Annotated in this window: 22 protein-coding genes; 10 read left to right on the forward strand and 12 right to left on the reverse strand. The window is 54.2% G+C overall.

Annotated elements, in window-relative coordinates:
* Positions 1-41: 41 nt before the first annotated feature.
* The 3 genes from ACFX4U_RS02855 to ACFX4U_RS02865 form a co-directional block, all read right to left on the reverse strand.
* Entirely contained in the window at positions 42-1,736 is a 1,695-nt protein-coding gene (locus ACFX4U_RS02855) for a methyl-accepting chemotaxis protein (RefSeq protein ID WP_305735977.1), read from the reverse strand.
* 154 nt (positions 1,737-1,890) lie between these two features.
* The gene (locus ACFX4U_RS02860; protein ID WP_313507749.1) at positions 1,891-3,009 is read right to left on the reverse strand and encodes an S-(hydroxymethyl)glutathione dehydrogenase/class III alcohol dehydrogenase; all 1,119 of its coding nucleotides are present in this window, start codon (positions 3,007-3,009) and stop codon (positions 1,891-1,893) included.
* A gap of 32 nt (positions 3,010-3,041) precedes the next feature.
* Positions 3,042-3,317 carry a metal/formaldehyde-sensitive transcriptional repressor gene (locus tag ACFX4U_RS02865; RefSeq protein WP_016495945.1) on the reverse strand — a complete coding sequence of 92 codons (276 nt, stop codon included), beginning with the start codon at positions 3,315-3,317 and terminating at the stop codon, positions 3,042-3,044.
* Between the two features lie 324 nt (positions 3,318-3,641).
* On the opposite strand from ACFX4U_RS02865, the gene ACFX4U_RS02870 reads away from it, so the two are divergent.
* The gene (locus ACFX4U_RS02870) at positions 3,642-4,223 is read left to right on the forward strand and encodes a serine acetyltransferase (RefSeq protein ID WP_313507748.1); all 582 of its coding nucleotides are present in this window, start codon (positions 3,642-3,644) and stop codon (positions 4,221-4,223) included.
* 112 nt (positions 4,224-4,335) lie between these two features.
* On the opposite strand, the gene ACFX4U_RS02875 is transcribed toward ACFX4U_RS02870, so the two are convergent.
* Positions 4,336-4,965, reverse strand: coding sequence for a LysE family translocator (locus ACFX4U_RS02875; RefSeq protein ID WP_313507747.1), 630 nt, complete (start codon positions 4,963-4,965; stop codon positions 4,336-4,338).
* Positions 4,966-5,238: 273 nt separating this feature from the next.
* Between ACFX4U_RS02875 and ACFX4U_RS02880 the strand changes: the two genes are divergently transcribed.
* Positions 5,239-5,580 (forward strand): anti-adapter protein iraM, encoded by a 342-nt coding sequence (locus ACFX4U_RS02880; RefSeq protein WP_200550897.1) that lies wholly within the window; start codon positions 5,239-5,241, stop codon positions 5,578-5,580.
* Between the two features lie 179 nt (positions 5,581-5,759).
* Here ACFX4U_RS02880 and ACFX4U_RS02885 read toward each other — a convergent pair whose 3' ends face one another.
* Together ACFX4U_RS02885 and cybB are read right to left on the reverse strand one after the other, a co-directional pair.
* A complete protein-coding gene (locus ACFX4U_RS02885) occupies positions 5,760-7,085 on the reverse strand; it encodes an MFS transporter (RefSeq protein WP_380217545.1) in 1,326 nt (441 codons plus the stop codon).
* Between the two features lie 193 nt (positions 7,086-7,278).
* A complete protein-coding gene (cybB, locus tag ACFX4U_RS02890; RefSeq protein WP_200550896.1) occupies positions 7,279-7,809 on the reverse strand; it encodes a cytochrome b561 in 531 nt (176 codons plus the stop codon).
* A 190-nt stretch (positions 7,810-7,999) separates the two neighbouring features.
* Here cybB and gap point away from each other — a divergent pair, with 190 nt between their 5' ends.
* Positions 8,000-9,001 carry a type I glyceraldehyde-3-phosphate dehydrogenase gene (gene gap / locus ACFX4U_RS02895; RefSeq protein ID WP_305735975.1) on the forward strand — a complete coding sequence of 334 codons (1,002 nt, stop codon included), beginning with the start codon at positions 8,000-8,002 and terminating at the stop codon, positions 8,999-9,001.
* 51 nt (positions 9,002-9,052) lie between these two features.
* Complete coding sequence (locus ACFX4U_RS02900; protein ID WP_305735974.1) at positions 9,053-9,979, forward strand: alpha/beta hydrolase; 927 nt, start codon at positions 9,053-9,055, stop codon at positions 9,977-9,979.
* A gap of 33 nt (positions 9,980-10,012) precedes the next feature.
* Here the strand turns inward: ACFX4U_RS02900 and aldA are convergent, their stop codons facing one another.
* The 3 genes from aldA to ACFX4U_RS02915 form a co-directional block, all read right to left on the reverse strand.
* Positions 10,013-11,452 (reverse strand): aldehyde dehydrogenase, encoded by a 1,440-nt coding sequence (gene aldA / locus ACFX4U_RS02905; protein WP_305735973.1) that lies wholly within the window; start codon positions 11,450-11,452, stop codon positions 10,013-10,015.
* Between the two features lie 200 nt (positions 11,453-11,652).
* Positions 11,653-12,453, reverse strand: a complete 801-nt coding sequence (locus ACFX4U_RS02910) for a YdcF family protein (protein WP_200550892.1) — start codon at positions 12,451-12,453, stop codon at positions 11,653-11,655.
* Positions 12,454-12,716: 263 nt separating this feature from the next.
* Positions 12,717-13,166 carry a GNAT family N-acetyltransferase gene (locus ACFX4U_RS02915; protein ID WP_313507744.1) on the reverse strand — a complete coding sequence of 150 codons (450 nt, stop codon included), beginning with the start codon at positions 13,164-13,166 and terminating at the stop codon, positions 12,717-12,719.
* 242 nt (positions 13,167-13,408) lie between these two features.
* Between ACFX4U_RS02915 and ACFX4U_RS02920 the strand changes: the two genes are divergently transcribed.
* Genes ACFX4U_RS02920 through ACFX4U_RS02935 form a run of 4 tightly spaced genes read left to right on the forward strand, consistent with a single transcriptional unit; the run spans position 13,409 to position 18,222 of the window.
* Complete coding sequence (locus tag ACFX4U_RS02920; protein ID WP_313507743.1) at positions 13,409-15,061, forward strand: MFS transporter; 1,653 nt, start codon at positions 13,409-13,411, stop codon at positions 15,059-15,061.
* A 19-nt stretch (positions 15,062-15,080) separates the two neighbouring features.
* A complete protein-coding gene (locus tag ACFX4U_RS02925) occupies positions 15,081-16,163 on the forward strand; it encodes an HlyD family secretion protein (RefSeq protein ID WP_313507742.1) in 1,083 nt (360 codons plus the stop codon).
* Entirely contained in the window at positions 16,160-17,536 is a 1,377-nt protein-coding gene (locus ACFX4U_RS02930) for an efflux transporter outer membrane subunit (protein ID WP_313507741.1), read from the forward strand. Before ACFX4U_RS02925 ends, ACFX4U_RS02930 begins: the two co-directional genes overlap by 4 nt.
* A 26-nt stretch (positions 17,537-17,562) precedes the next feature.
* Positions 17,563-18,222 carry an O-methyltransferase gene (locus ACFX4U_RS02935; protein WP_249881771.1) on the forward strand — a complete coding sequence of 220 codons (660 nt, stop codon included), beginning with the start codon at positions 17,563-17,565 and terminating at the stop codon, positions 18,220-18,222.
* Positions 18,223-18,318: 96 nt separating this feature from the next.
* Here ACFX4U_RS02935 and hrpA read toward each other — a convergent pair whose 3' ends face one another.
* Entirely contained in the window at positions 18,319-22,221 is a 3,903-nt protein-coding gene (hrpA, locus tag ACFX4U_RS02940; protein ID WP_313507740.1) for an ATP-dependent RNA helicase HrpA, read from the reverse strand.
* Between the two features lie 201 nt (positions 22,222-22,422).
* Between hrpA and azoR the strand changes: the two genes are divergently transcribed.
* Positions 22,423-23,028, forward strand: coding sequence for an FMN-dependent NADH-azoreductase (gene azoR / locus ACFX4U_RS02945; protein WP_200550885.1), 606 nt, complete (start codon positions 22,423-22,425; stop codon positions 23,026-23,028).
* A 54-nt stretch (positions 23,029-23,082) separates the two neighbouring features.
* Here azoR and ACFX4U_RS02950 read toward each other — a convergent pair whose 3' ends face one another.
* On the reverse strand, positions 23,083-23,523 hold the full coding sequence (locus tag ACFX4U_RS02950; protein ID WP_313507739.1) for a MarR family transcriptional regulator: 441 nt from the start codon (positions 23,521-23,523) through the stop codon (positions 23,083-23,085).
* A gap of 228 nt (positions 23,524-23,751) precedes the next feature.
* On the opposite strand from ACFX4U_RS02950, the gene ACFX4U_RS02955 reads away from it, so the two are divergent.
* Positions 23,752-24,666 (forward strand): LysR family transcriptional regulator, encoded by a 915-nt coding sequence (locus ACFX4U_RS02955; protein WP_313507738.1) that lies wholly within the window; start codon positions 23,752-23,754, stop codon positions 24,664-24,666.
* Here the strand turns inward: ACFX4U_RS02955 and ACFX4U_RS02960 are convergent.
* Entirely contained in the window at positions 24,638-24,964 is a 327-nt protein-coding gene (locus ACFX4U_RS02960; RefSeq protein ID WP_065370606.1) for a YdbL family protein, read from the reverse strand. The two genes, ACFX4U_RS02955 and ACFX4U_RS02960, sit on opposite strands and share 29 nt — an antisense overlap.
* Positions 24,965-24,967: the final 3 nt, after the last annotated feature.

The following is a 24,967-nucleotide window of genomic DNA, read 5'->3' on the forward strand; positions in this document are numbered from 1 at the left end:
AAAAAAGAGGCCTTTCGGCCTCTTTTTTGTTTTCTGACGACTCAGAACGTTTCCCAGTTATCACCCTGCGCCAGCGCCGGGCGCTGTGGCTTGAAGGTTTTGCTGGTTGGCGATGCCGCATTACTCTGACGCTCCGGTGCTGCACCAGTTAAACGGAACGCACCCACAGCTTCGGTCAGGCGCGCCGCCTGCTCTTCCAGCGAGGCTGCCGCCGCAGAGGCTTCTTCTACCAGCGAGGCGTTCTGCTGTGTGACGTTATCCATTTCCGTGATCGCCTGACTCACCTGGGTGATGCCTTTGCTCTGCTCATCAGAAGCGGCGGCGATCTCCAGCATGATATCGGTCACGCGTTTAACGGCTGTGACGATCTCACCCATGGTTTCACCGGCGGAAACGACTTCTCCGGAGCCTTGCTCAATTAAGCTCACGGATTCGCTGATCAGCGCCTCAATCTCTTTCGCCGCCTGCGCACTGCGGCTTGCCAGCGTACGCACTTCGCTTGCCACCACCGCGAAACCACGCCCCTGTTCGCCAGCGCGCGCCGCTTCTACCGCAGCGTTAAGCGCCAGAATATTGGTCTGGAACGCGATACTGTTGATAACCGCCGTGATTTCGGAAATTTTCCGCGAACTGGTAGTGATATTACCCATCGTTTGCACAACGCCAGAAACAATCTGCCCACCTTTGGTCGCTTTGCCGGAGGCATCGCGCGCCAGCCCGCTCGCATGGTGCGCGTTGTCGGCGTTCTGCTTCACGGTAGCGGTTAACTGCTCCATGCTGGCTGCCGTTTCTTCAATGGCCGCCGCCTGTTGCTCAGTACGGGAAGAGAGATCGGTGTTACCGGCGGAGATCTCGCTGGTGCCGCGATAGATCTCTTCCGCGCCCTGACGCACTGTCGCGACCGTTGTGACCAGCGAATGCTGCATCGCTTGCAGATCGCTACTCAGACGACCAATTTCGCTGCGACCAGTAGGTTCATCGGCTACTGTTAAATCCCCGGTCGCGATGCGAGAAATGCGCTGGGCCGCACGTTGCAGTGGGTTAATCACTACGCTGCGCAATACGGTAAAGGTGATGACCGTCAGCACCAGCGCCAACGCAAAGGCGGCAGCCATAAACATCAGCCCAAGCTGGGTGCGGCTGTGCGCCTCTTCGGTCAGATGCTGTGCACGCGCGGTACGGATATCAATGGCTTTTAACAACACTTCGTTATAAGACGCATCCAGTTGACGCGCCTGCTCGCTTTCGTGGTTAATGATCGCTTCAAACATGCCGTTTTTGGCATATTTCAGCATCGGTTGCATGCCCGCGATGTAGGCATTAAAACGGGTGGTGAGATCGCCATCCAGGGCGAGATCCGCCGGGGTTTTGACCGGGCGTTCCATGTATTGATTAAAACCGTCCTGCGACTGCTTAATGCGTTTTTCTGCTTCAGCCACGTTGTTTTTCATGTCTTCCATTTCGGCGATGCGACTGGCCGCGCCGGCATGGATCAGACTGATACGCGCAACGCGTAAGTTGTTTGAACTGTTGGATAATCCCATGCGCACCTGGATTTCCTGTGTGACATCCTGCTGATCGCGATCCGCTTGCATCAGGAAGTAACCCGCCAGACCGGAACTTAATGCAAATAGCACTAAGATGCCGCCGAGAATGGAAGAAAACAGGGGAACCAATCGAATATTGTGCATAAATCCAATGCCTTGTGTTCTTTGCATCGCTGCTTTTTTATCCATGGCTATCGACTCTCATATATGTCTGATACGTACAACAGGAATGATATATAGGCATCGGCAATAATTGGATTATTCTTATGGCGAAAAGCGCGTCAGCGGTCACAGATTTGGAGTTTGGTTGCGCCAGCGGTGACACCGCTGGCGTGAGGGAGGGCTACTTTTCGCCGAAATGGATGACAGTGCGGATAGATTTCCCCTGATGCATCAGCTCAAACGCATCGTTGATCTGCTCCAGTGGCATACGATGGGTAATGAAAGGATCGAGGCGAATTTTGCCCGCCATCGCGTCTTCTACCATGCCTGGCAGCTGTGTACGACCTTTCACACCGCCGAAGGCAGAACCACGCCATACACGCCCCGTTACCAGCTGGAATGGACGGGTGCTGATCTCCTGCCCCGCGCCCGCTACGCCGATGATGACGCTCTCGCCCCAGCCTTTGTGGCAACATTCAAGTGCGGCACGCATGACGTTCACATTGCCGATGCACTCAAAACTGAAGTCCACGCCGCCGTCCGTCATTGCGACAATCACGTCCTGGATTGGGCGGTCGTGATCTTTCGGGTTGATAAAGTCGGTTGCGCCCATTTCTTTCGCGAGAGGGAATTTGTCCGGATTGGTATCGATCGCCAGAATGCGTCCCGCTTTCGCCTGAACTGCGCCCTGGATAGCCGCCAGGCCGATACCGCCCAGACCAAAGATTGCGACCGTATCGCCCTCTTTGACTTTCGCCGTGTTATGCACCGCGCCAATGCCGGTGGTCACGCCGCAACCCAACAGGCAGACTTTATCCAGCGGCGCTTGTTCGTTAACTTTCGCCAGTGAGATTTCCGCGCAAACGGTGTATTCGCTGAACGTGCTGGTGCCCATGTAGTGATAAATCGGTTCGCCGTTGTAGGAGAAACGGGTTGTGCCGTCCGGCATCAGGCCTTTACCCTGCGTGGCGCGAACGGCCTGACAGAGGTTGGTTTTCCCCGATTTACAGAACTTACACTCGCCGCACTCTGCCGTGTAGAGCGGAATAACATGGTCACCTGGTTTCAGGCTGGTCACCCCTTCACCGACTTCCACAACGATGCCGCCACCTTCATGACCGAGCACCGCCGGGAACACGCCTTCCGGATCGTCGCCCGAAAGCGTAAATGCATCGGTATGACAAACGCCGGTGTGCGTGATGCGCACCAGGACTTCACCCTTCTTTGGCGGCGCTACGTCAATGTCGACGATTTTGAGCGGTTGGCCCGGCCCAAAGGCCACAGCTGCACGTGATTTCATAAGTCGCTTCCTTTTTGTGTATGGCTTATTGCTTATTTTAGATAAGAGCGCAGAAGATGACCGACTTCTGCCATGCGCACCGCACGTTGATCGGCAGTGGTTTCGCCAGTGACCAGCTCATCTTTAAGGTGAATTTCAACCATTTCGCCCATCAGGCCATTGGCTGCGCCGCGCACAGCGGCGATTTGCTGCAAAATCGCGATGCAGGGCTCGCCGCTTTCCAGCGCGCGCTCAAGCGCATCAACCTGCCCGCGGATACGACGCACGCGCGTAAGCACGCGTTTTTTATCTTCTGGTGAATGGGGCATGTGACCTCCTTGATACTATAGGGGGGTATGGTAACTTTTTCCACTTATTCATGTAAACATGCAATATCAAAAGACAGGTTTTAATAAGAAGGTGCTGTCGATAAAAACTATACATCTATCATCGATGTGGTTATAAAACTTAAACTAAAATACCAAACAAAATTCCCTAAATAAATTAACACTACTATTTTGCTACCACTGATTCGTCTGCAAACATTGCCAAAGGTGCGCAATTGATCGCAGAATAAAAATTTTTAAGAGAAACCTGAACATCAATCATGTAAACTAAGCGAAGTTTTTATGAACTTCATCAAGGTATCATGCATGTACGATGAGTTAACTCAATGCCTCAAAGCAGAGGTACAAAAAGGAAAAAAATCATTCAGTTGGAGACGAACTTTGCATTGCGCGCTTAAGTGTGCAGATCGCCGTTTTTACTTTTGGTTTAGAGTGTGGTGTTACCTTTTTAAAACAAATAAATACGGCCTAGGTAAGTTTGCAAAGCACAGAATGACAAAACTTAACCGTAAATATTCAACTGATATTAATCCTCGTGCATTCATTGGCGCAGGGTTTAAAATCGTTCATTTTCCTGGCGTTGTTATACGCGGAAATACAGTTATTGGTAAAAATGCGGTCATTCGCCAGGGCGTAACTATAGGTGCCAGAAATAGCACCGACGAAGGTCTGACCAGAATTGGTGATAATGTCGAAATCGGCGCTAACTCCTGCATTATTGGTGATATCAGTATTGGAAATAACGTAACAATTGGTGCCTTGTCGCTCATTAATAAAAACGTACCCGACAATACTATTGTTTTTTCACAAAACAGCATCGTTTATCGCAACAAGGATGATGAAGAAAGCATTCCGCTCACTTCTATAAGATATTCGCAAGCTAGCTAACGTTGATTTAGATCCTTATCCTTGATTAATCGTGCCAGTATGTAATAGCAAGTTTTGTCACAACGCTCTTATCCCGAGCCTTGTGACAAAATCAGTACCCGTTTCCCAACGCTTATTTCGCCAGCGATGAATAAATCAGCTTGATCCCCAAAATACTCAGTACCGTGGCCGATGTTCTGTCCACCGCCGTTTTGATGCGCAAATATACGCGGCGCGGTTTCTCGGCTGAGAGCAGCAACGCCACCAGCGAATACCAGCCCGCATCTATCACAAAGCTCATCAGCGGGATCACATAATAGAAGATCGTTGGAATAGTGGCTGGCAGCAGTGCGGTGAAAATGGACGCGAAAACGATCGCCGTTTTTGGGTTGCTTAACTGAATAAACAAACCATCGCGAAACGTCTTCCATAACCCTTTGGGTGCGTCGTTATGGCTTAAAGAGAGCGTCAAGGGCTGCGATGCGCCACGAAAAATCTTCACTGCCATCCAGATAAGATACGCGCCCCCTGCTATCTTAAGCGCCATATAGAGTTCCGGCACCGCATTCAGTACCCTTTGTAATCCGAGCATCGCCATCAGCGCAAAAGTCGCCGCGCCAACCCCCATTCCCAGCGAAGTCACTAAACCATGCACACGTGAGTGCGCCAGTGAATTACGCGCAACGTAAATAAAACTCGGGCCAGGGCTCATTACCCCCATCATCAACACAGCGGCAATCGCAATCAGACTGGACAAAAGCACGGGAAACCTCCTGGCAAGGCGAGAATGAAGTGACGTGATGACTGTAGCAGAGTGAAAACATAATGTATTCATCTGGAAAGGATAAGAATCATTAAAATATATTGTACAAAATCTCGCCATTTTTGTCTGATATCAAAATCCTAAGTAAAATTAATTAAATATATCGCAGGTTAATCAATGGAATATTAAATATAAAATTTAACTTAGGATTGGCATAAATTATTTGATAAGATTTTTCTTAGTTAGGCATTATGCTATTAGCAAGGAGAATTTATGCGCTGGGATATTATGGATATGCTACTTTCCCCAACGACCGGCACGGCGTTTGCCGTCGCCAGGAATAGTGAGCATCTATCAGTTATCGTTTGGTATCGCGGCAACTATTTTTTGCGACCAAACAATTACTTACATACTGATGGCGCACGTGTATCCATTGACGGAAAACCACAGGACTTTCGCGTTATTCATACCATGCCCTTTTTCCCTGCTATCTGGCGGACTTTAAAAAATAGTTGTCATTGCCCCGGTAATGATAACGTTTCATTACGAAATTGTGAAAAGCAGCAGACGTGTTTATTCGAACTTTGTCCCTATGGAATAAAAATGATTTCCTAGGTTAATATTACGTTGATATTTATTCCCTGACCGGACGAATAAATAATCCTCTGTTGATGAAAGTAAAAGAAAATTATCGATTGTTGCGCGCAGCAGGTGAACCCTGCTCCGTAACGGCTACGCGCAATGCCCTGTTTCAGATTTACCTAATAACCCGGAGGAAGCCTCCGGGCAAAACGTCAGCGTTTTAGCGGTTGCCCTGCGGTTTCACGGGCGCGTAGCACTGTCAGGAAGGTGATTAGCGCCGCGCCCATCACATAGAAGGCCGGCGAGAATTTATCACCAGTGCTGGTAATGAGCCAGGCGGAAAACCACGGAGTGATGCCACCAAAGAAGGCGACGGCAAAATTATAGGCGATAGACAAACCGCCATAACGCACATTGGTGGGGAAAAGCTCTGCCATTGCGGCGGTACATGCGCCATCAAACGCGGCGATAAACGCCCCCAGCATCACCATCGCCAGTACAGCAGAGAACACATCGCCGTTCGCCATCACCATCATCGCCGGGTAACTCAGCAGAATAAACCCGGCGCACCCGGCCAGCATTAACGGTTTACGGCCATATTTATCTGACAGATAGCCCATAAACGGTACCAGCACCGCCACGGAAAAGAGACCAATCGTGGTGATGGCATAAGCGTTAAGTTTTGAAAAGTGCAACTCGGTGGAGAGATAGCTCGGCATAAAGGTTTGCAGCGTCCAGTGCCCGACCGCTTTGATCACCACAAAACCGACACAGAACAGCAACGCACCCCACGCCGTGGTAACCGCTTTACGCAGCGGCGCAGCTTCGGTTTGCCCGTTCTTCATGGCGTCGAGAAATTCTGGTGAGTCTTCCAGATGTTTTCGCAAGTACAGCCCGACCCAGCCCAGCGGCCCGGCGATCAAAAAGGGAATGCGCCAGCCCCAGTCGCTCATTGTGCTTTCACCGAGCGTTGCCGTCAGCAGAAACACCAGCCCGGAGCCTACAACAAAAGCCATAAAACCAAAGTTATCGATCCAGCAGGTGAAATAGCCACGGCGCTCCGTGGGGGCATATTCAGCAAGGTAGGTTGTCGCACCCGAGCTTTCGCCCCCGGCTGCAAAACCCTGAACCAGGCGCGTTATCACCAGCAGCACCGTCGCGGTAATACCAATCTGATGATAAGTCGGTAGTAGCCCCATCACAAAGGTGGCACCGGAGGTAAGCAGGATCACCGTTGCCAGCACTTTTTGTCGCCCTTTTCTGTCGCCCAGCGAACCGAAAAACAGCCCGCCAAGGGGGCGCATGATAAAGCCCGCGCCAAAGACCGCGAACGACGAAAGCAGTGCCACGCTGGGATCGCCCGCCTGGAAAAACTGCAGGCCGATAATGGCGGCAAGCGTGCCATAAAGACCAAAGTCAAACCACTCGACAAAATGACCAATGCCGGTGGCAAGCAGCACTTTGCGTAATTTGCGCGATCCGGCAGCGTGTTCTTGTGTTGCCATCCGATCAAGAGACTCCTGTACTGGCTGTGTCATATCCCCTCCGCCCGATAGTGTTTCTATAATAGATATACTATCTACACTGCTTGTACGAATTACGCACAGTACGGATGGCGTAAAATGTGATTTCCACCCTGCTTTGCAGTGTGGAAAACCCGACAGGATCACATTTTAGACGCGCAGAAATGAAAAAGCCCCGCAGGATGCGGGGCCAGATAACGAGGCACAGTTAGCCGCGTTTTTTTGGCATCATGCGCAGCAGCGTGTTGTCTTTAAAATAGTAATGATGCGCCAATGCTGCACCGGCATGTAACGCAATGACAAAATAACCGACGTTGGCCAACAGTTCGTGGAACTCTTTGAGTGTATCCACCAAATCATAATTCGCTTCTGCGGCGTACGGCATCGTGATACCGAAAGCGATCCACGGACCACCGCGGTTATACATCATCAGCAGGCCAAGAATTGGCAAGGCAATAAACAGCAGATAAATGACCAGATGCCCAAGGTGCGCCAGCCCGGTCATCATCGCTGACGGTTTCGGCACAATCGGCGGTGTCGGGCTTTTCAGTCGCACCAGCAGACGCGCCACCATCAGTACCAGAATCGAAATGCCGCATGAAACGTGTACGAGATTGAAATAAGGACGATAGCTGCGCGGGAAGAATCCGCGTAGTTCCATGGCGCAATAAGCACCAATAACCAGCAGGAACACCAGCCAGTGAATGGCGATTTGTAATCCGGAATATTTGCTACGCATAAGGAACCCCAAAACGAACGAACCGGCGTTCAACATACCGGGCTTTCCTTAAAAATTCATTAACTTTACTTTTTAACTATTCAGGCACTTACCGCAGTCTGAATGTGATTCATTTGCCCAATAACGCCCGCCAGGTTATCACTAAATAAGTGCAAAACAGTGATTCATTACATTCTGATGGAGAAGATCTATGAGCAAAATTGGCATTAATGGATTTGGGCGCATTGGGCGCCTGGTGTTACGTCGCCTGCTGGAAACCAACAGCGATGCGGAGGTGGTAGCGATCAACGATCTGACCTCACCCAAAGTGCTGGCCTATTTGTTAAAGCATGATTCCAACTACGGTCCATTCGGCTGGAGCGTGGATTTTACCGAAGATGCGCTGATTGTTAACGGCAAAACCATCACGGTATATGCGGAGAAAGAGGCGAAAAATATTCCGTGGCGCAGCGCCGGTGCGGAGATCATCGTTGAGTGTACCGGTTTTTATACATCGAGCGAAAAATCGCAGGCGCACATCGACGCGGGTGCCAAAAAAGTGCTTATTTCCGCCCCGGCAGGCGAGATGAAAACTATCGTCTACAACGTTAACGACGACACAATTAATGCGCAGGACACCATTATTTCTGTGGCTTCCTGCACCACTAACTGTCTCGCGCCGATGGCCAAAGCATTGCAGGATAATTTCGGTATTAAAGTTGGCACCATGACCACCATTCACGCCTACACCGGTACGCAGGCGCTGGTCGACGGCCCGCGCGGTAAAGATCTGCGCGCCTCCCGCGCCGCCGCGGAAAACATCATTCCGCACACTACTGGTGCGGCGAAAGCCATCGGTCTGGTGATCCCGGCATTGAGCGGCAAGCTGAAAGGCCACGCGCAGCGCGTACCGGTGAAAACCGGCTCCGTTACTGAGCTGGTTTCAATATTAGAGAAAAAAGTGACGGTCGATGAAATTCATCAGGCACTGAAAAAAGCCACCGAAAACAATGAATCTTTCGGCTATACCGACGATGAGATCGTCTCTTCGGATGTTATTGGTAGCCATTTCGGTTCCGTCTTTGACGCCACCCAAACCGAGATCACCGAAGCTGGCGATCTACAACTGGTCAAAACCGTATCCTGGTACGACAACGAATACGGTTTTGTCACTCAGTTGGTTCGCGTGCTCGAAAAATATCGCGCACTGTAATCTCTCCATCCACGCCGGGTAATAACCCGGCGTATTCAAACCAGGCAACATATGAGAAATATCAGCCCGGAAGATTTACTCACCCTGATGAACGTGGCAGTACAACACGCCACGACGTTCCCCGTCTGGCCGACCGGAGAAGCCCCTGGTGCTGCGGGAAGCCCGGTGCAGTTTCAACTTGAAGAGCATCATACCGGCCCCTCGCTCTTTGATCGCTCCGTCACCGGTGTGCGCGCACCGCACATTACCGTTTACGCGCCACAAAACCCGAACGGCGTCGGCATTCTGGTCACGCCTGGCGGCTCTTATCGTCGTGTGGTACTGGATAAAGAAGGCAGCGCGCTGGCGCCCTGCTTTAACGCCAAAGGTTACACCCTGTTTGTGATGACCTACCGCCTGCCAGGCGATGGGCATGATGAAGGTGCGAACGCGCCGCTGGCAGATGTGCAACGTGCGATACGCGTCATTCGCGCCCGTGCGCAGGAGTGGCGCCTCGACCCCGAACGTATTGGCATTATGGGGTTTTCCGCTGGCGGCCACGCCGCGGCCAGCCTTGGCACGCGCTACCACGAAAACGTCTACCACCCCGTTGATGAGATGGATAAACAAAGCGCCCGCCCGGCGTTTATGGCGCTGGTTTATCCGGTTATTACCATGCACCAGGAGATTGACCACCCGATGTCGCGCCAGCAGTTGATTGGCGATACGCCGAGCGACGAACAGATCCGCCGCTACTCTGCAGAGCAAATGGCCGATGAAAACACGCCGCCGACCTTTCTGTTGCATGCGGTCGATGACCCGGCAGTGAAAGTGGAAAACAGCGTGGTCATGTTCACTGCCCTGCGCCGCCTTGGCGTGCCGGTTGAGATGCATCTGTTCGAACAGGGGAAACACGGTTTTGGCATTCGCGATGCGCTGGGTTTACCCGCAGCAATATGGCCGGAACTGATGATGGCGTGGATAGCAACCAAAGTTTGAAACGCGCCCCCGCCATCAGCGGGGGCGCGTATATCAGGACTGCAGATAAACCATTTGCGTTTGCAGGTACTCATTCAGGCCGTGGCGTCCATCCGCCCCTCCAATGCCCGATTTGCGCCAGCCCGCATGGAAGCCCTGCATCGCTTCGAAGTTCTCGCGATTGATATAGGTTTCACCAAACTTCAGACCCCGCACGGCTTTCATTGCGGTCGTCAGATCGCGGGTATAAACCGACGACGTCAGGCCATAATCGCTGTCGTTGGCCATCGCCAGCGCCTCTTCCAGCGTGTCGAAGGCAACCACCGGCAGCACCGGACCAAACGTCTCTTCATGCATAATGGCCATCTCCTGGCGCACATCAAGCAGCAGCGTCGGCGGGTAAAAATAGCCTTTGCCAGTGACCGCTTTGCCGCCCAGCACCACACGTGCGCCTTCAGACACGGCGCGCTCAACCTTCTCTTCAACGCGTTGCAGTGCTGCCGCATTGATAAGCGGCCCCATCGCAATATCGTTGCGCTGCGCCGGATCGCCAAACTGCACGTCCTTCATGGCTTCGCCAAGTCGATTGACAAAACGGTCATAAATCCCTTTTTGCACATACACGCGTTCGGCGCAGTTACACACCTGCCCGGTGTTGATGACGCGGGAATCGACAATCGCTTTCACGGCCAGCTCAAGATCCGCATCGTCAAAGACAATCGCTGGCGCTTTGCCGCCCAGTTCCAGGCACACTTTGGTGATATTTTTCGCCGCCGCCGCCATGATTTTCTCACCCGCGCCAACACTGCCGGTCATGCTGACCATCGCCACTTTTGGATTCCCCGCCAGCTCCTGCCCAACGGTTTCCCCGCGCCCGAGCACCAGGTTAAAAACGCCTTTTGGTAAGCCGACATCATGGACGATTTTCGCGAAGGCGATCGCGTTGTTCGGCGTGAACTCGCTCGGTTTAATCACGATTGTGTTGCCGGTAATCAGCGCGGGTGCCATTTTGCGGGCAATCAGGAAGAACGGGAAATTCCACGGCAAAATGCCGGTGGTCACACCCAACGGGCGTTTAAACACGAAGATATTTTCGCCCGGACGGTCGCTTTGCAGAATTTCGCCCTCATAGCGCCGCGCCCACTCGGCCATATAGTCGATGTAATCGGCGGTAAAGGAGACTTCCACCTCCGCCAGTTGCTGGATTTTTCCCCCTTCGGCGACAATCAGCGCGCTAATCTCACGCGCGTTTTCACGAATACCCGCCGCGATTTTACGCAACCAGCCCGCGCGTTCGATAGCGGGCAGCGCTTCCCAGCCTGGCTGCGCACGTTCGGCGGCGTCAATGGCCTTGCGCGCGTCTTCGGCGGTGCCATCGGGAATACGCGCCAGGATAGCTTCGGTTGCCGGGTTGATGACATCCAACCACGTATCGCCTTGCCAGCTGACGAATTGACCATCGATAAACATAGGGTGCTGTACCGGTGCTGTCATGCCTCGCTCCTGTAATAACATTGTTTTTAACAAGTGAATTTGTTGTTAAAAATCTATCTGCGCGCGGCATTATTCCCATAGCCAGGGGCAGCTTTTGTGAGAGAACGCATAAAAGAGGCGTGAAAAAGCAACAAAACAGTGACAAGGACAGCGGAGGAAATGCCCGTTTGCGGCAACGTCTGCGCAAACGGGCATTAAGGTTACAACGCGCGGCTGCCGAGCGCAGCAGTAAGGGTTTTATCTGCCATTAAAACCTGCCAGGCAGCGTCGACTTCCTCTGGAAAATCAACGTGAACGATAAAATCACGGCCATTTGGCCCGTAGCCATTAGCATCATCGCGCAGGCGCGGCACTTCCCCCAGCAGCAACGACAAATAACGCTCAACCGACCATAAGCCTCGCTGCTGCGGCTGGAATGCGAGACCTTCAGCCGTGTTGGTTAACTGGGGAATAAAACCGGGCCAGCTCAGCCAGTGCGGCGCATCGTGACACTGCTTGCTGATGCGGGCAAACGTCGCCATTGTGCGGCGCTGCATGGTGGGATCCTGCACCACCATCACGGTTTTCGGTTTTACCCCCTGCGACATCAGCATATCGATGCTGAACCTGGCGTTTTCACCGCAGTTAGTGGATTTATCCTCAATTAGGATCTGTTTCGCATCAATCTGCCAGAACCGGCGCGCAATATCGGCCAGGATCGCCGCTTCGCCGCGCCCGGTGGTACGCACGACGTTATAACGGGGATGCCGGGCGATAACGGAATAAAGAAACGTGGTGGAGTGCCCGACGCCACCGCTTATCAGTAACGGCGTTTGTTGCGCCGCCGCCAGCGCGCAGGCGGCATCAATGGTTGGAATGACAGCATTACCCGCGAGAATGACCACATCAGCCCGCACGGGCGTGGGTTTACCGACAAAATCATTTTGCGCCAGCCACGCGCCCAGTGTATTTGCCGCCGCCAGCGTGCGCTCTGCTACGGTGGGAAAAGTCGTCATCAGCATAGAACCTCCTTCGCTTTAACTTACAGCCTACCGCGTCAACACCCGCAGAACAGGGGATCACTCCGAATCCTGTTCTTAGCGGTTCAGGTAAGTTTCTGTAACCTTGTTTGAAACGTGCGCAATAACCTGATGTACGGGTTGCCGCTGTATCTGCTCCCATTGAAGGCAGCGCCAGTGATCCGGTGTTAAGTTGGCAAAAACGGCATACGTTTTATCTGTTGCCGCTCGTGCTAACGACACTGCGCATCTTCACCATGAACCGGTCACAGCGTTTTCTCAAAACATACCGCTTCCGGCCTGCCGCTATAGTTGCCGTAGTTTTCACGGATCCGAAAGCCGTTGCGCTGATAGAAATCAACGGCACGCTGGTTGATTTTGCGCGTCTCCAGCCACAGCGCCTGAAATCCGCGTTCCCGTGCATGTTGCTCCAGCGCGCCGAGCAACTGCGCGCCTACGCCGCGCGTGCCGGGGCGTGCATACATGCGCTTAATTTCGCCGATCCCGGCGGACAATTCACGAACCGCAACGCAGCCCACCGCCACCGCGTTTTCTTGTGCCAGCAAAAAGAAGCCCCGCTCACCTAAGGCTGAAACGTCAAACGAGGCTCTGCCGCTGCTGCCAGTGAGTTGTTGAAGATAATCAGAAAGCGCGTCCTGAAGTTGCAGGCACGCGGGATCGGTTGCCTGGGTAAGCGTAATGGTTATCGCACACATTGTGACGTTGTCACCTTTAATCGTTTATTTTTATCAATAAAGCAGATCACTTAACTTCAGTAACCTATATTTTTCTTATGCGCTTGCATTGCCTTTGACGGCGCAAGTAGAATCGTTAGCCCGCTAACCATTTACATTAACAACCTTTGTTTTTATATGGATAACTGCTCTCCCCGACATGTTCATGCGCGCACAACTTACCGTCGCGAAGGATCACCATTAGCCCCGCTCAGGAAAATGTAATGCGTTTGCCGAAAAGCGACCCGTATAGCCCACGCGAATGGCAGCCACATGAAAAACCGATGCTGCTGGGTTCGCCTTCCACGCCCTATCACAGCACTCCGCGCCGCATCGCCTATGGTGTCGTTGGCCTGCTGGTTTGTATGACTGGCGCGCTCGGCAACGCGATGGTGACAGCTAATCTGCAAAACCTGCAAGGCACGTTTGCCGCCTGGTCGATGGAAATCGCCTGGCTGCCCGCCGTGTATGTGATGACCAATGTGTCGATTAACCTGCTGCTGGTAAAGTTTCGCCAGCAATATGGTCTGCGCGCATTTACCGAAGGGTTTCTGGTGCTGTATGTACTGGTGACCTTCTTCCACCTGTTTATCAACGATCTCAGTTCTGCCCTGTTTGTCCGCGCCGCCCACGGCATGGTGGCGGCGGCGCTCAGTTCGCTGGGTATTTACTACCAAATCCAGGCCTGGCCGGCGAAACATCGCTTAAAAGCGCTGACCATTGGTATTACCGGTTCGACGCTGGCGATTCCGATTGCCCGCCTTTTTTCTACCGAGCTGCTGCAACTGGATGAATGGCGCGGTCTGTATCTGTTTGAACTTGGGCTGGCGCTGCTCTCGCTTGGCTGCGTGATCGCGTTAAAATTGCCGCCGGGCGATCGTAAAAAAGTATTTGAAAAGAAAGATTTCATTACCTTCTTCCTGCTCGCGCCCGGTATGGCGCTGCTGTGCGCGGTGCTGTCGCTGGGTCGGCTGGACTGGTGGTTTGAGGCGCCCTGGATCGGCTGGTCACTGGCAGGCGCCGTGGTGCTGATCGTCTCGGCTATTGCCTTTGAACACAATCGCAGTAACCCGCTGCTCAACACCCGCTGGCTCTCCAGCGGCAGCATTGTGCGTCTTGGGTTAATTATGCTGCTCATCCGCATTGTGCTCGCCGAGCAGAACACCGGCGTGTTTGGCTGGCTGCAATATGTCGGTCTGCAAAACGAGCAAATGACCAGCCTGGCGTGGTCGATCCTCGCGGGCATTGTCTGCGGTATTACCGCCAGTTGCCTGACGATTAAACCCCAGCGGCTGGCATGGCCGATTGTCACTTCGCTGGCGTTAATGATTATCGCCTCGCTGCTCGACAGCCAGTCCACCAGTTTGACGCGGCCCAGTCAGTTGATGTTAAGCCAGTTTTTACTCGGTTTTGCCAGTGCGTTTTTTATCGCACCGGCGATGCTGGCAGGAATTGGCGGCGTAGTGGCGGAGCCGCGCAACCTGGTCAGTTTCTCGGTGCTGTTTGGCATGAGCCAGAATATCGGCGGGCTGCTGGGTTCGGCGATCCTCGGCACGTTTCAGACCTGGCGGGAAAAGTATCACTCCAGCCTGTTAGCGGACCAGCTCACCACCCTGAACCCGCTGGTCAATGAGCGTTTGCAATATTACAGCCAGATGTTTCAAAGCCAGCTTGGCGACAGCTCATTGCTTAGCACACAAGCGGTGACGCAACTGCAAACGGTGTCGACGCTGGAAGCGAATATTCTGGCTTACAACGATACGTATCTGCTGACGGCCAGCATTGCCGCCGCCACGCTGATTTGGATTTTATGGCGCTTGTTGCGCCTGCGCATTACTGCCCGCCTTGTGTTGAAGCGGGCCACTGGGAGCAAATAATAATGTTACTGGAGTGTCTATGAGCCAGCAGGATGCCGCCAAAGAGCGGGCCAATACCCGCAGCAATTTACGTGTGGTTTCTCTTTTTTCCGCCGCCGCGATTGGCCTGGTGGGCGTACTCGTCATTCTTTACGCCTGGCAGTTGCCGCCGTTTACGCGCCATACCCAGTTTACCGATAACGCCTATGTGCGCGGTCAGACGACATTTATCAGCCCGCAGGTGAACGGCTATATCACTGAAGTGCCAGTACAGGATTTCGCGGTCGTGAAAAAAGGCGATCTGATTATGCAGATCGATGATCGAATCTACCGCCAGCGCGTCGATCAGGCGAAAGCCACGCTGGCGATGAAGCTGGCAGCGCTGGATAACAACCTCCAGCAGCGAAAAAGCGCGCAGGCCGTCATTGCCCGCAACGAAGCCGCGCTTGCCAGTGCGAAAGCACAGGATCTGAAATCGCAGGCGGATTTAAAACGCGTTAAAGCGCTGACCGCAGACGGCTCGCTCTCTATTCGTGAACGCGACGCCGCACTCGCCACCGCCGCGCAAAACACCGCCAGTATTGCCCAGGCACAAGCGACACTTGAGATGTCGCGGCAGGATCTGCAAACCGCTATCGTTAATCGCGGATCGTTACAGGCGGATGTGGAAAACGCCAAAGCCGCGCTTGAACTGGCGCAAATCGATCTGCAAAACACCCGTATCGTCGCCCCTCGCGATGGGCAACTGGGGCAAATCAGCGTGCGACTTGGCGCGTATGTCACCGCCGGAACGCACCTGACCTCGCTGGTGCCGTCGCAACGCTGGGTCATCGCTAACCTGAAAGAGACGCAACTGGCAAATGTGGTTGTCGGGCAAGCGGTGCGTTTTACCGTTGATGCGCTGGACGGGCGCAGCTACCACGGGCGCGTAGAGAGTATCTCGCCGGCCACCGGCGTGGAATTCAGCGCCATCAGCCCGGATAACGCCACCGGTAACTTTGTCAAAATCGCCCAGCGCATTCCGGTGCGCATCCAGGTGGAGGCGAAACCCGACGAGCTGGCAAGGCTGCGCCCTGGGATGTCGGTGCAGGTGCATATTGATACGCGGGAGGCAGAGCAATGAAGCGGCGCCTCACCGTTGTCGCGTTGAGTCTCACCCTTGCCGCTTGCCAGTCCGCCGATGTTCAGCAAGCCCAACCGTCGCTGCAGATCCCGGCAGCCTGGCGCAGCGAGGCGGGTCCGGTCAGCAAAACGGATAGCGTCTGGTGGCGCAACTTTCACGACAGCCAGCTAAACCGCTATGTCGACCAGGCACTGCGCCATAACAGCGACGTGCTGATTGCCCGCGAGCGGGTCAATGAATATCAGGCGCGGGTTTATGCCGCCGACAGCGCCCTTTTTCCCGAGCTGGACGCGGGCATTTCCGGCACTCGTGCACGGTCGCAATCTGCCTCAACGGGTTTACCCATTCACAGCACCTTGTACAAGGGCAATCTGACGGCCAGTTATAACGTCGATATCTGGGGAGCCAGCCGCAGCGCGTCTCGTGCGGCAGACGCCTCGCTGGAAGCCCAGAAAGCAGCGGCAGCGGCGGCTGATTTGACGGTGGCGACAAATGTCGCTTCCGGTTATCTCACGCTACTGTCGCTGGATGCACAATTACAGGTCACGCAATCCACGCTGGCAGCGCGGGAAGATGCGCTCAAACTTGCCCAGCGACAGTATGAGACCGGCTATACTTCCCGGCTGGAGCTGATGCAATCGGATTCCGAGTTGCGCAGCACGCGCGCGCAGATCCCGGTGCTGCAACATCAGATAAGCCAGCAGGAAAATGCCTTGAGTGTGTTGCTGGGTCATAATCCGGGCGCGGTGAATCGTGGTGAATTTGCAACCTTAACGCCGCTGAAATTGCCCTCACAGTTACCATCGAGTTTACTTAACCGACGGCCGGACATTGTGCAGGCGCAGCGCCAGTTGATTGCCGCCGACGCAACGCTGGCCGCGTCGCAGGCGAAATTACTGCCGTCGATTAACCTGACGGCAACCGGCAGCATGCAGGACGATACGCTGCCCGGTTTGCTGGATAATCCGCTGCGGCTGTGGAGCATTGGCGGCAGCATTCTCGCCCCGTTGCTCAACCGCCAGGCGCTGAATGCGCAGGTCGATGTCTCCATGTCGCAGCGTAATCAGGCGCTTTATACCTATGAAAAAACCGTGCGCAACGCATTCAAAGAGGTGAACGATAGCCTCGATGCCATCACCCGTCTGGGCGAGCAACTCACCGAGCTTGCCGGGCAAGTCGATGTCGCGCAGGAGACGTTACGCATTGCGCAAAACCGTTATCACAACGGTTATTCCTCTTATCTGGACGTGCTGGACGCCCAGCGCACGCTGTTTTCCACTCAACTAAGCGCGGTGCAGGTTAAAAACAATCTGTTACTGGCGCAGGTGGATCTCTATCGCGCACTGGGAGGCGGCTGGTCCGGGCTGAATTAAGTTTCTAATAAACCAGGAGTAATGCTATGCAGCAGAAGTGGTCCGCGGTTGACGAATACTTAGTAAAACAGCTGATTCCGGAAGATGAAATCCTGACGCAGGTGCTGGCAAATAACCAGCGCGCAGGGCTTCCGGCCATTGATGTTTCGCCCGCTCAGGGGCAATTACTGGCGCTGTTTGTGCGCATGGTGCGGGCGAAGCGCATTCTTGAAATCGGTACGCTCGGCGGTTACAGCACGGTGTGGATGGCGCGCGAGCTGCCAACCGGCGGCGAACTGCTGACGCTGGAAGCCGATCCGCTACACGCGGCGATAGCGCGCGAAAACCTGCAGCTTGCCGGGGTGGCGCATCAGGTCACCGTCGCCGAAGGCCCGGCGCTGCAGACGCTGGAAAACCTCGGCGAACGCCCGCCGTTCGATCTGATTTTTATCGACGCCGATAAACCCAATAACCCGAACTATCTGAAATGGGCAATGCACTATGCCCGTCCGGGTACGCTGATTATTGGCGATAACGTAGTGCGCGATGGTGAAGTGACTAACCCCACCACCACCGATGCCAGCGTGCAGGGTGTGCGCAAATTTATTGAGATGATTGGTGCCGATCCGCGCCTGACGGCCACCGCCATGCAAACGGTCGGCGTCAAAGGCTGGGATGGCTTTACGCTTGCCTGGGTAAATGCGTAAGGTTGCCGGTGCCAGTCATTGCCGGATGGTGAACTCGCTTATCCGGCGATAGCTGAAGTGATCGAGTTAGCCCGGCTACCGGGCTAACACCTGTCATCATGCGCTAATCTGCTCCATTGCCTGCAGGATACGTTTATCGGAGATGGGATACGGTGTCCCCAGTTGCTGCGCAAAGTAGCTGACGCGCAGCTCTTCGATCATCCAGCGGATCGCTTTGACATCCTCATCTTCCCGGCGTGCCGGTAGCAGTTTATTCAGCCACTGCTGCCAGGCTTGCTGCGTCTGCTCGACTTTCAGCATCTGCGCGCGGTCGCGGTGCGGATCGACAGCCAGTTTTTCAAGCCGCTTCTCGATGGCTTGCAGGTAACGCAGCGTGTCGCCCAGACGGCGGAAACCGTTGCCGGTCACAAATCCGCGATACACCAGACCGCTCATTTGCGTTTTGATATCCGACAGCCCGAGCGCCATGGTCATATCAACGCGCCCTTTCAGCCGCTTGTTGATAGTGAACACCGCCGTCAGGATCTGTTCGACCTGTTTGGCGATCTCCACCACCGTTTCGTTCAGTTCGGCGCGCACTTTTTCATGCAGCGCGGCGAAATTCTCCTCCGTCCACACCGGGCCGCCCGCTTCATCAATCAGTTTGTCCACGCCGCAGGAAATGCAGTCATCAATCAGATCCAGCACTTTGCCGTACGGGTTGAAATAGAGCCCCAGTTTGGCTTTGTTCGGCAATTTTTCGTGCAGATATTTAATCGGCGACGGAATATTCAGCAACAGCAGGCGGCGGATACCGCGCCACATCGCCTGTTGCTGCTCCAGCGGGTTATCGAACAGCTTGATCGCGACACTGTCACGTTCATCGACCAGCGCAGGCCAGGCTTTTACCTTGTAGTTACCGCGTTTTTGCTCGTAGCTTTCCGGCAGCTGGCCAAAACTCCAGATATGCAAACCGCTCTGCTCGATACCATCATCAGCAACCGCAGAAAGAGTTTCCTGCACTTTGCCTTTCAGGCGCTCTTTCAGTTCGCTCAACGAGCGACCTTCGAGCAGCTTTTTATTTTTGTCATCCACCACGCGGAAGCTGATTTTCAGATGTTCGGGCACCTGATCCCAGTGCCAGTCGTCACGGTCGACGGTAACGCCGGTCATCCGGCGCAGTTCGCGCTCCAGCGCATCCAGCAACGGCTGTTCCAGCGGCGTGACGCGCCCCAGAAACGCTTCGGCGTAGTTCGGCGCGGGAACGAAGTTGCGCCGCGTCGGTTTTGGCAGCGATTTAATCAGCGCAATCACCAGTTCGCGACGCAGGCCGGGAATTTGCCACTCAAATCCGCTCTCTTCAACCTGGTTTAATAACGGCAGCGGAATATGCACCGTGACGCCATCAGCATCCGCGCCCGGTTCAAACTGGTAACTCAGGCGCAGCTTCAGATTGCCCTGATGCCAGAAGTTGGGGTAATCGAGCTTACTGACACCCTCTGCGCCCTCTTTAATCAGCATGCTCTTTTCGAAGTTGAGCAGATCGGGGGCTTCACGGCTGGCCTTTTTCCACCAGCTATCGAAATGGCGGGCGGAAATCACCTCGTGGCTGATGCGCTGGTCATAAAACTCAAACAGTGTTTCGTCGTCCACCAGAATGTCGCGGCGGCGGGATTTGTGCTCCAGTTCCTCCACTTCCGCGCGCAGTTTCAGGTTATCGCGAAAGAAAGCATGCCGGGTTTGCCAGTCACCCTCGACCAGCGCGTGGCGAATAAAGAGTTCACGACAAAGCATCGGGTCTATCTGGCTGTAGTTTACTTTGCGCGCCGCAACGATCGGCAGACCATAAACGGTCACTTTTTCCGTTGCCATCACCGCACCCTGCGCCCGCTCCCAGTGCGGTTCACTGTATGAACGCTTAATCAGGTGCTGCGCTACCGGTTCAACCCACTCCGGATCGATACGCGCGGCGATGCGCCCCCATAAACGGCTGGTTTCCACCAGTTCTGCCACCATTGTCCATTTCGGCGGTTTTTTGAATAAACCAGAACCGGGGAAGATGGAAAAACGGGCATTCCGCGCGCCGGTAAATTCCTGTTTGTCGGCATCTTTCATACCAATGTGCGACAGCAAACCGGTTAACAACGCAATATGAATTTCGCGATATTCCGCAGGCTCACTGTTGACCGGGATCCCTAACTCTTTCACCACCTGGCGCAGTTGGGTGTAGATATCCTGCCATTCGCGTACGCGCAGATAGTTCAGGTAATCCACCCGGCACTGACGGCGGAACTGGTTTGACGAGAGCGCTTTTTGTTGCTCGCCCAGGTAGTTCCACAGGTTCACAAACGCGAGGAAGTCTGACTCTTTATCATGGAAGCGCTGATGCTTCTCGTCTGAAGCCTGCTTTTTATCCAGCGGCCGTTCGCGCGGATCCTGAATCGACAGCGCCGAGGTAATGATCATCGCTTCGCGCACACAACCATGTTTTTGCGCTTCCAGCACCATACGCGCTAAGCGCGGATCGACCGGCAGTTGCGATAATTGTCGGCCCAGCGGCGTCAGTTTATACGCCGTCTGCTGTTCGTCGGTGGTGATCGCGCCCAACTCTTCCAGCAGGCGTACACCGTCCTGAATATTGCGTTTATCCGGCGCTTCAACAAACGGGAAGGCGGCGATATCACCGAGCCCTAAAGCCGTCATTTGCAGAATGACTGACGCCAAATTGGTGCGCAGAATTTCCGGATCGGTAAATTCCGGGCGTGACAGGAAATCATCTTCTGAATAGAGACGAATACAGATCCCTTCCGACACGCGACCGCAGCGCCCTTTACGCTGGTTCGCGGAAGCCTGCGAAACCGGCTCAATCGGCAGGCGCTGCACTTTGGTGCGATAGCTGTAGCGACTGATGCGCGCCGTACCCGGATCAATGACATATTTGATGCCCGGTACCGTCAGAGACGTTTCCGCTACGTTGGTCGCCAGCACGATGCGTCGCCCGTTGTGCGGCTGGAATACGCGGTTCTGTTCACTGTTTGATAAACGCGCATACAGCGGCAGGATCTCTGTGTGGCGCAGATCGCGCTTGCTCAGGGCATCGGCGGTGTCGCGGATTTCCCGTTCACCGCTCATGAAGATCAGAATATCGCCTGCACTTTCGCGCCCAAGCTCGTCCACCGCATCAAAAATCGCCTGTAACTGGTCGCGTTCCGTGTCATCCGCTTCTTCGACAATCGGCCGGTAGCGCACTTCCACCGGATAGGTACGCCCGGACACTTCGATAATGGGCGCGTTATTGAAATGGCGCGAGAAACGTTGCGGATCGATGGTGGCGGAGGTGATGATGATTTTCAGATCCGGGCGACGCGGCAGTAATTCACGCAGATAACCCAGCAGAAAATCGATGTTCAGGCTGCGTTCGTGCGCCTCATCGATGATGATGGTGTCGTATTGCATCAGCAGGCGATCCTGCTGGATTTCCGCCAATAGAATACCGTCGGTCATCAGCTTGACCATGGTGTTGTCGCTGACATGATCGCTGAAACGCACTTTATAGCCGATGCAGCCGCCTGGTTCAGTTTTCAGCTCTTCGGCAATACGGTTGGCAACGGTGCGCGCCGCCAGACGACGCGGCTGAGTATGACCAATCAGCCCTTTAATGCCGCGCCCCAGCTCCATGCAAATTTTCGGTAACTGCGTGGTTTTACCGGAGCCGGTTTCTCCGGCCACAATCACCACCTGGTTATCGCGGATAGCTTCGAGGATTGCCTGTTTTTTCTGGCTGACCGGCAGGTTGTCCGGGTAATCAATGGTCGGGCGCGCAGCTTCACGCTGCGCCACTTTTCCGGCGGCTTCGCTTATCTCTTGCGCCAGCGTCTGCAGCAGTGCTTGCTGAGATTCAGGATTTTTAACTTTCTTGCTGCCATGCAGGCGGCGGGCGAAGCGCTGCTGGTCGCGTAGCATCAGGGTGTTGAGCTGCGCGCTGAGATCGGTAATCGTCAATTTCTGTTGTTCTGTCATAGCGTTATTGGGCAGAGCACTGCCGGGAAACATCTTAAGTTCGCAATCGCAGTAGGATAGCACATCGCAGTAATCCTTTTCTTGTTCAAGAAATTCGAACATAGGATTCGATATATTGCGCTATTCATGTAGAGATTTTGTGAATAGAGTGTCATGACGTCACGGGGCAACCCATTGCAAATACAATAAAGGAAACACCCAATGAGCAAAGTTTTAGTTCTTAAATCCAGTATTCTGGCAGGGTACTCACAGTCTGGTCAGTTGGCCGATTATTTCGTTGAACAGTGGCGTGAAAAACACGCAGCGGATCACATTACCGTGCGTGACCTGGCCGCTAACCCGATCCCTGTGCTGGATGGCGAACTGGTTGGCGCGCTGCGCCCGAGCGATGCCCCGCTGACACCGCGTCAGCAGGAAGCACTGTCGCTCTCCGACGAGCTGATTGCTGAGCTGCAAGCGCATGACGTGATTGTCATTAACGCCCCGATGTATAACTTCAACATCCCGACGCAGCTGAAAAACTACTTCGACCTGGTGGCACGTGCTGGCGTAACGTTCCGTTATACCGAAGCAGGTCCGGAAGGTCTGGTGAAAGGTAAACGCGTCGTCGTGGTTTCCAGCCGTGGCGGTATCCATAAAGATACCCCGTCCGATCTGGTTGCGCCGTACCTGAAATTGTTCCTCGGCTTTATCGGCATTACGGATGTGAACTTTGTCTTCGCAGAAGGCATTGCTTACGGTCCGGAAGTGGCGACCAAAGCGCAGACCGACGCCAAAGCCGCCATCGACAGCCTGGTGGCTGCCTAACATTTTCCCCTCTCACCTATTTTGGTGGGAGGGTGCTTTTCCCCGCTTGTCAGGCTATTCGCCTTCCGCAATGTACTCTTTGGTGGTCAACAGAATGGTGGTAAGCGCCTTCTGCAGATGTGATAAATCCAGATCATTAAACACATCCCCCAGCACCGGTATTAACGCCTGCTGAACGGCATCATAGGCTGCCATTCCTGGCGCAGTGATTTTGATGGCATATTTACGACGATCGTGCACATCCACAGCTCTGGCCAGGTATTTACGTTTCATTAATTGCTTAATAAGCTCGCCGACGCTCGGCTCTTTCAGCCCCAGCCGCGCGGCGATTTCCCGCTGGGTTAATAGGGCTGGCTCGTTGCGGATCAAAACAAGGACCATCCAGCTATTAAAACCGAGATCGTACTCTTTTATTTTCTCATCGATCAGCAGACGTAAGTTATGCGAAGCCAGATACAGCAAATGTACATTCGATAAGAGTCCCGGGTTGTCCATAATCGATCCTGGAAATACAGCATAAGAGGCGTGGCGCCGGGTGCCTCCAGGTAGGCTACGTTTGATCCCATAGCCTGCGCAGCAATGTAAAACCGACCAAAGCGCCCCGCCGCATAGGGGGATTCACCACGTTAATCAGCGTCGTTGGTTAAGACGCGTCGACAAGCCTATACCGGGCTAATTATAATGAAAATAGCCAATCACTTATCATTTCTATAAATATTCATTATGTTTAATCCGCATCTGTTACGTTCTTTTTCGGCGCTGATCCAGGCGGGATCTTTCACCCGCGCCGCCGACAGGCTTGGCATTACACAGGCGGCGGTGAGCCAGCATATACGCCAACTGGAGCAGCAAACCGGTACGCTGATGTTACGCGGCAAACGCACGCTGGAATTAACCCCGCAGGGTATTGCGTTACGTGAATATTGCCTGGAACTGGAGCAGGCCAACAAACGCCTGATGCACCGGCTGGATGATAAAGCGCATCACGGTGGAGAGATAAGCGTGATAAGCCCAGGCAGTATCGGCCTGCGTATCTACCCGTTATTGCTCAATTTGCAGCAAGCCCGCCCCGAGCTGAGCATCCGCTATCGCTTTGCTCCCGATCACACGGTGATCACGGCGATTGCAGAGAACCGTTTTGAATTAGGTCTGGTGACTCAGCAGCCGGATGACACCCGTCTGGTGGCAGATAAATTTACCGAAGAACCGCTGGAGTTGTTATTGCCAGCCGGATTCGCGCTGAATAACTGGCAGGATTTGCACACGCTCGGGTTTATTAACCACCCGGATGGCAATGCGATGGCGACGCGTCTGTTAAGCCGCCGCTTTCCCGGCAATCCGGGCATTCATACGTTGCCGGTGAGCGGGTTTATTAATCATATCGGGTTGATTGCCGAACCGGTGGCTCGCGGGCTGGGGTTTACCGTGCTGCCCCGCTACGCGCGGCTGGCTTATCCTCGCCAGGCGTTGTTGCAGGTCGACAGCGATCCGGTTCATGTGGTGGATACTCTGTGGCTGATTCACCGTGCCGAGTGGCCATTAACCCGCCGGGCCGAGGAGTCGCTGGCGTGGTTGCGCCAGCATCTTGCCCAGGAAGGTAACGCGCCGCTTACTGTTTCTTCAGCCATTTACCGTTAATGCCCTGCACATAGTCGCCGGGCTTCGCGCGCTCCACCAGTTTCTGCCCGGCCATTCTGGCAACGTCATCGACGGCGATGTTGTTGCGATCGGCCAGTTGCTGGTAGCTCTCAGTGCGCGCTTTGTTAATGCGTTCAACCAGCGCCAGCGTCTCTTTATCCTGGCTTATCGGCGCGACATATCCATTGAGCGTTTCACCGACGCGCCCCTGGGTGCGGGCCTCATCAAGCGTCAGCGCCTGAGCGGTTGCGCTGAAAAGGCCAACGGCCAGCAGCGCGCTTATGACACGTTTTTTCATCAT

Source organism: Kosakonia sp. YIM B13588, assembly GCF_042788165.1.
GTDB lineage: Bacteria > Pseudomonadota > Gammaproteobacteria > Enterobacterales > Enterobacteriaceae > Kosakonia > Kosakonia sacchari.

What these genes read in the sequence shown, in the direction of transcription:
- ACFX4U_RS02920 (WP_313507743.1), top strand. Translation starts at nt 13,409, where the DNA reads ATGCGTTTGCCGAAAAGCGACCCGTATAGCCCACGCGAATGGCAGCCA.
- ACFX4U_RS02865 (WP_016495945.1), bottom strand. Translation starts at nt 3,317, where the DNA reads ATGCCCCATTCACCAGAAGATAAAAAACGCGTGCTTACGCGCGTGCGT.
- ACFX4U_RS02870 (WP_313507748.1), top strand. Translation starts at nt 3,642, where the DNA reads ATGTACGATGAGTTAACTCAATGCCTCAAAGCAGAGGTACAAAAAGGA.
- ACFX4U_RS02885 (WP_380217545.1), bottom strand. Translation starts at nt 7,085, where the DNA reads ATGACACAGCCAGTACAGGAGTCTCTTGATCGGATGGCAACACAAGAA.
- azoR (WP_200550885.1), top strand. Translation starts at nt 22,423, where the DNA reads ATGAGCAAAGTTTTAGTTCTTAAATCCAGTATTCTGGCAGGGTACTCA.
- ACFX4U_RS02880 (WP_200550897.1), top strand. Translation starts at nt 5,239, where the DNA reads ATGCGCTGGGATATTATGGATATGCTACTTTCCCCAACGACCGGCACG.
- ACFX4U_RS02860 (WP_313507749.1), bottom strand. Translation starts at nt 3,009, where the DNA reads ATGAAATCACGTGCAGCTGTGGCCTTTGGGCCGGGCCAACCGCTCAAA.
- hrpA (WP_313507740.1), bottom strand. Translation starts at nt 22,221, where the DNA reads ATGACAGAACAACAGAAATTGACGATTACCGATCTCAGCGCGCAGCTC.
- ACFX4U_RS02950 (WP_313507739.1), bottom strand. Translation starts at nt 23,523, where the DNA reads ATGGACAACCCGGGACTCTTATCGAATGTACATTTGCTGTATCTGGCT.
- ACFX4U_RS02960 (WP_065370606.1), bottom strand. Translation starts at nt 24,964, where the DNA reads ATGAAAAAACGTGTCATAAGCGCGCTGCTGGCCGTTGGCCTTTTCAGC.
- ACFX4U_RS02925 (WP_313507742.1), top strand. Translation starts at nt 15,081, where the DNA reads ATGAGCCAGCAGGATGCCGCCAAAGAGCGGGCCAATACCCGCAGCAAT.
- ACFX4U_RS02935 (WP_249881771.1), top strand. Translation starts at nt 17,563, where the DNA reads ATGCAGCAGAAGTGGTCCGCGGTTGACGAATACTTAGTAAAACAGCTG.
- gap (WP_305735975.1), top strand. Translation starts at nt 8,000, where the DNA reads ATGAGCAAAATTGGCATTAATGGATTTGGGCGCATTGGGCGCCTGGTG.
- ACFX4U_RS02955 (WP_313507738.1), top strand. Translation starts at nt 23,752, where the DNA reads ATGTTTAATCCGCATCTGTTACGTTCTTTTTCGGCGCTGATCCAGGCG.
- ACFX4U_RS02855 (WP_305735977.1), bottom strand. Translation starts at nt 1,736, where the DNA reads ATGGATAAAAAAGCAGCGATGCAAAGAACACAAGGCATTGGATTTATG.
- ACFX4U_RS02910 (WP_200550892.1), bottom strand. Translation starts at nt 12,453, where the DNA reads ATGCTGATGACGACTTTTCCCACCGTAGCAGAGCGCACGCTGGCGGCG.
- cybB (WP_200550896.1), bottom strand. Translation starts at nt 7,809, where the DNA reads ATGCGTAGCAAATATTCCGGATTACAAATCGCCATTCACTGGCTGGTG.
- ACFX4U_RS02930 (WP_313507741.1), top strand. Translation starts at nt 16,160, where the DNA reads ATGAAGCGGCGCCTCACCGTTGTCGCGTTGAGTCTCACCCTTGCCGCT.
- ACFX4U_RS02915 (WP_313507744.1), bottom strand. Translation starts at nt 13,166, where the DNA reads ATGTGTGCGATAACCATTACGCTTACCCAGGCAACCGATCCCGCGTGC.
- aldA (WP_305735973.1), bottom strand. Translation starts at nt 11,452, where the DNA reads ATGACAGCACCGGTACAGCACCCTATGTTTATCGATGGTCAATTCGTC.
- ACFX4U_RS02900 (WP_305735974.1), top strand. Translation starts at nt 9,053, where the DNA reads ATGAGAAATATCAGCCCGGAAGATTTACTCACCCTGATGAACGTGGCA.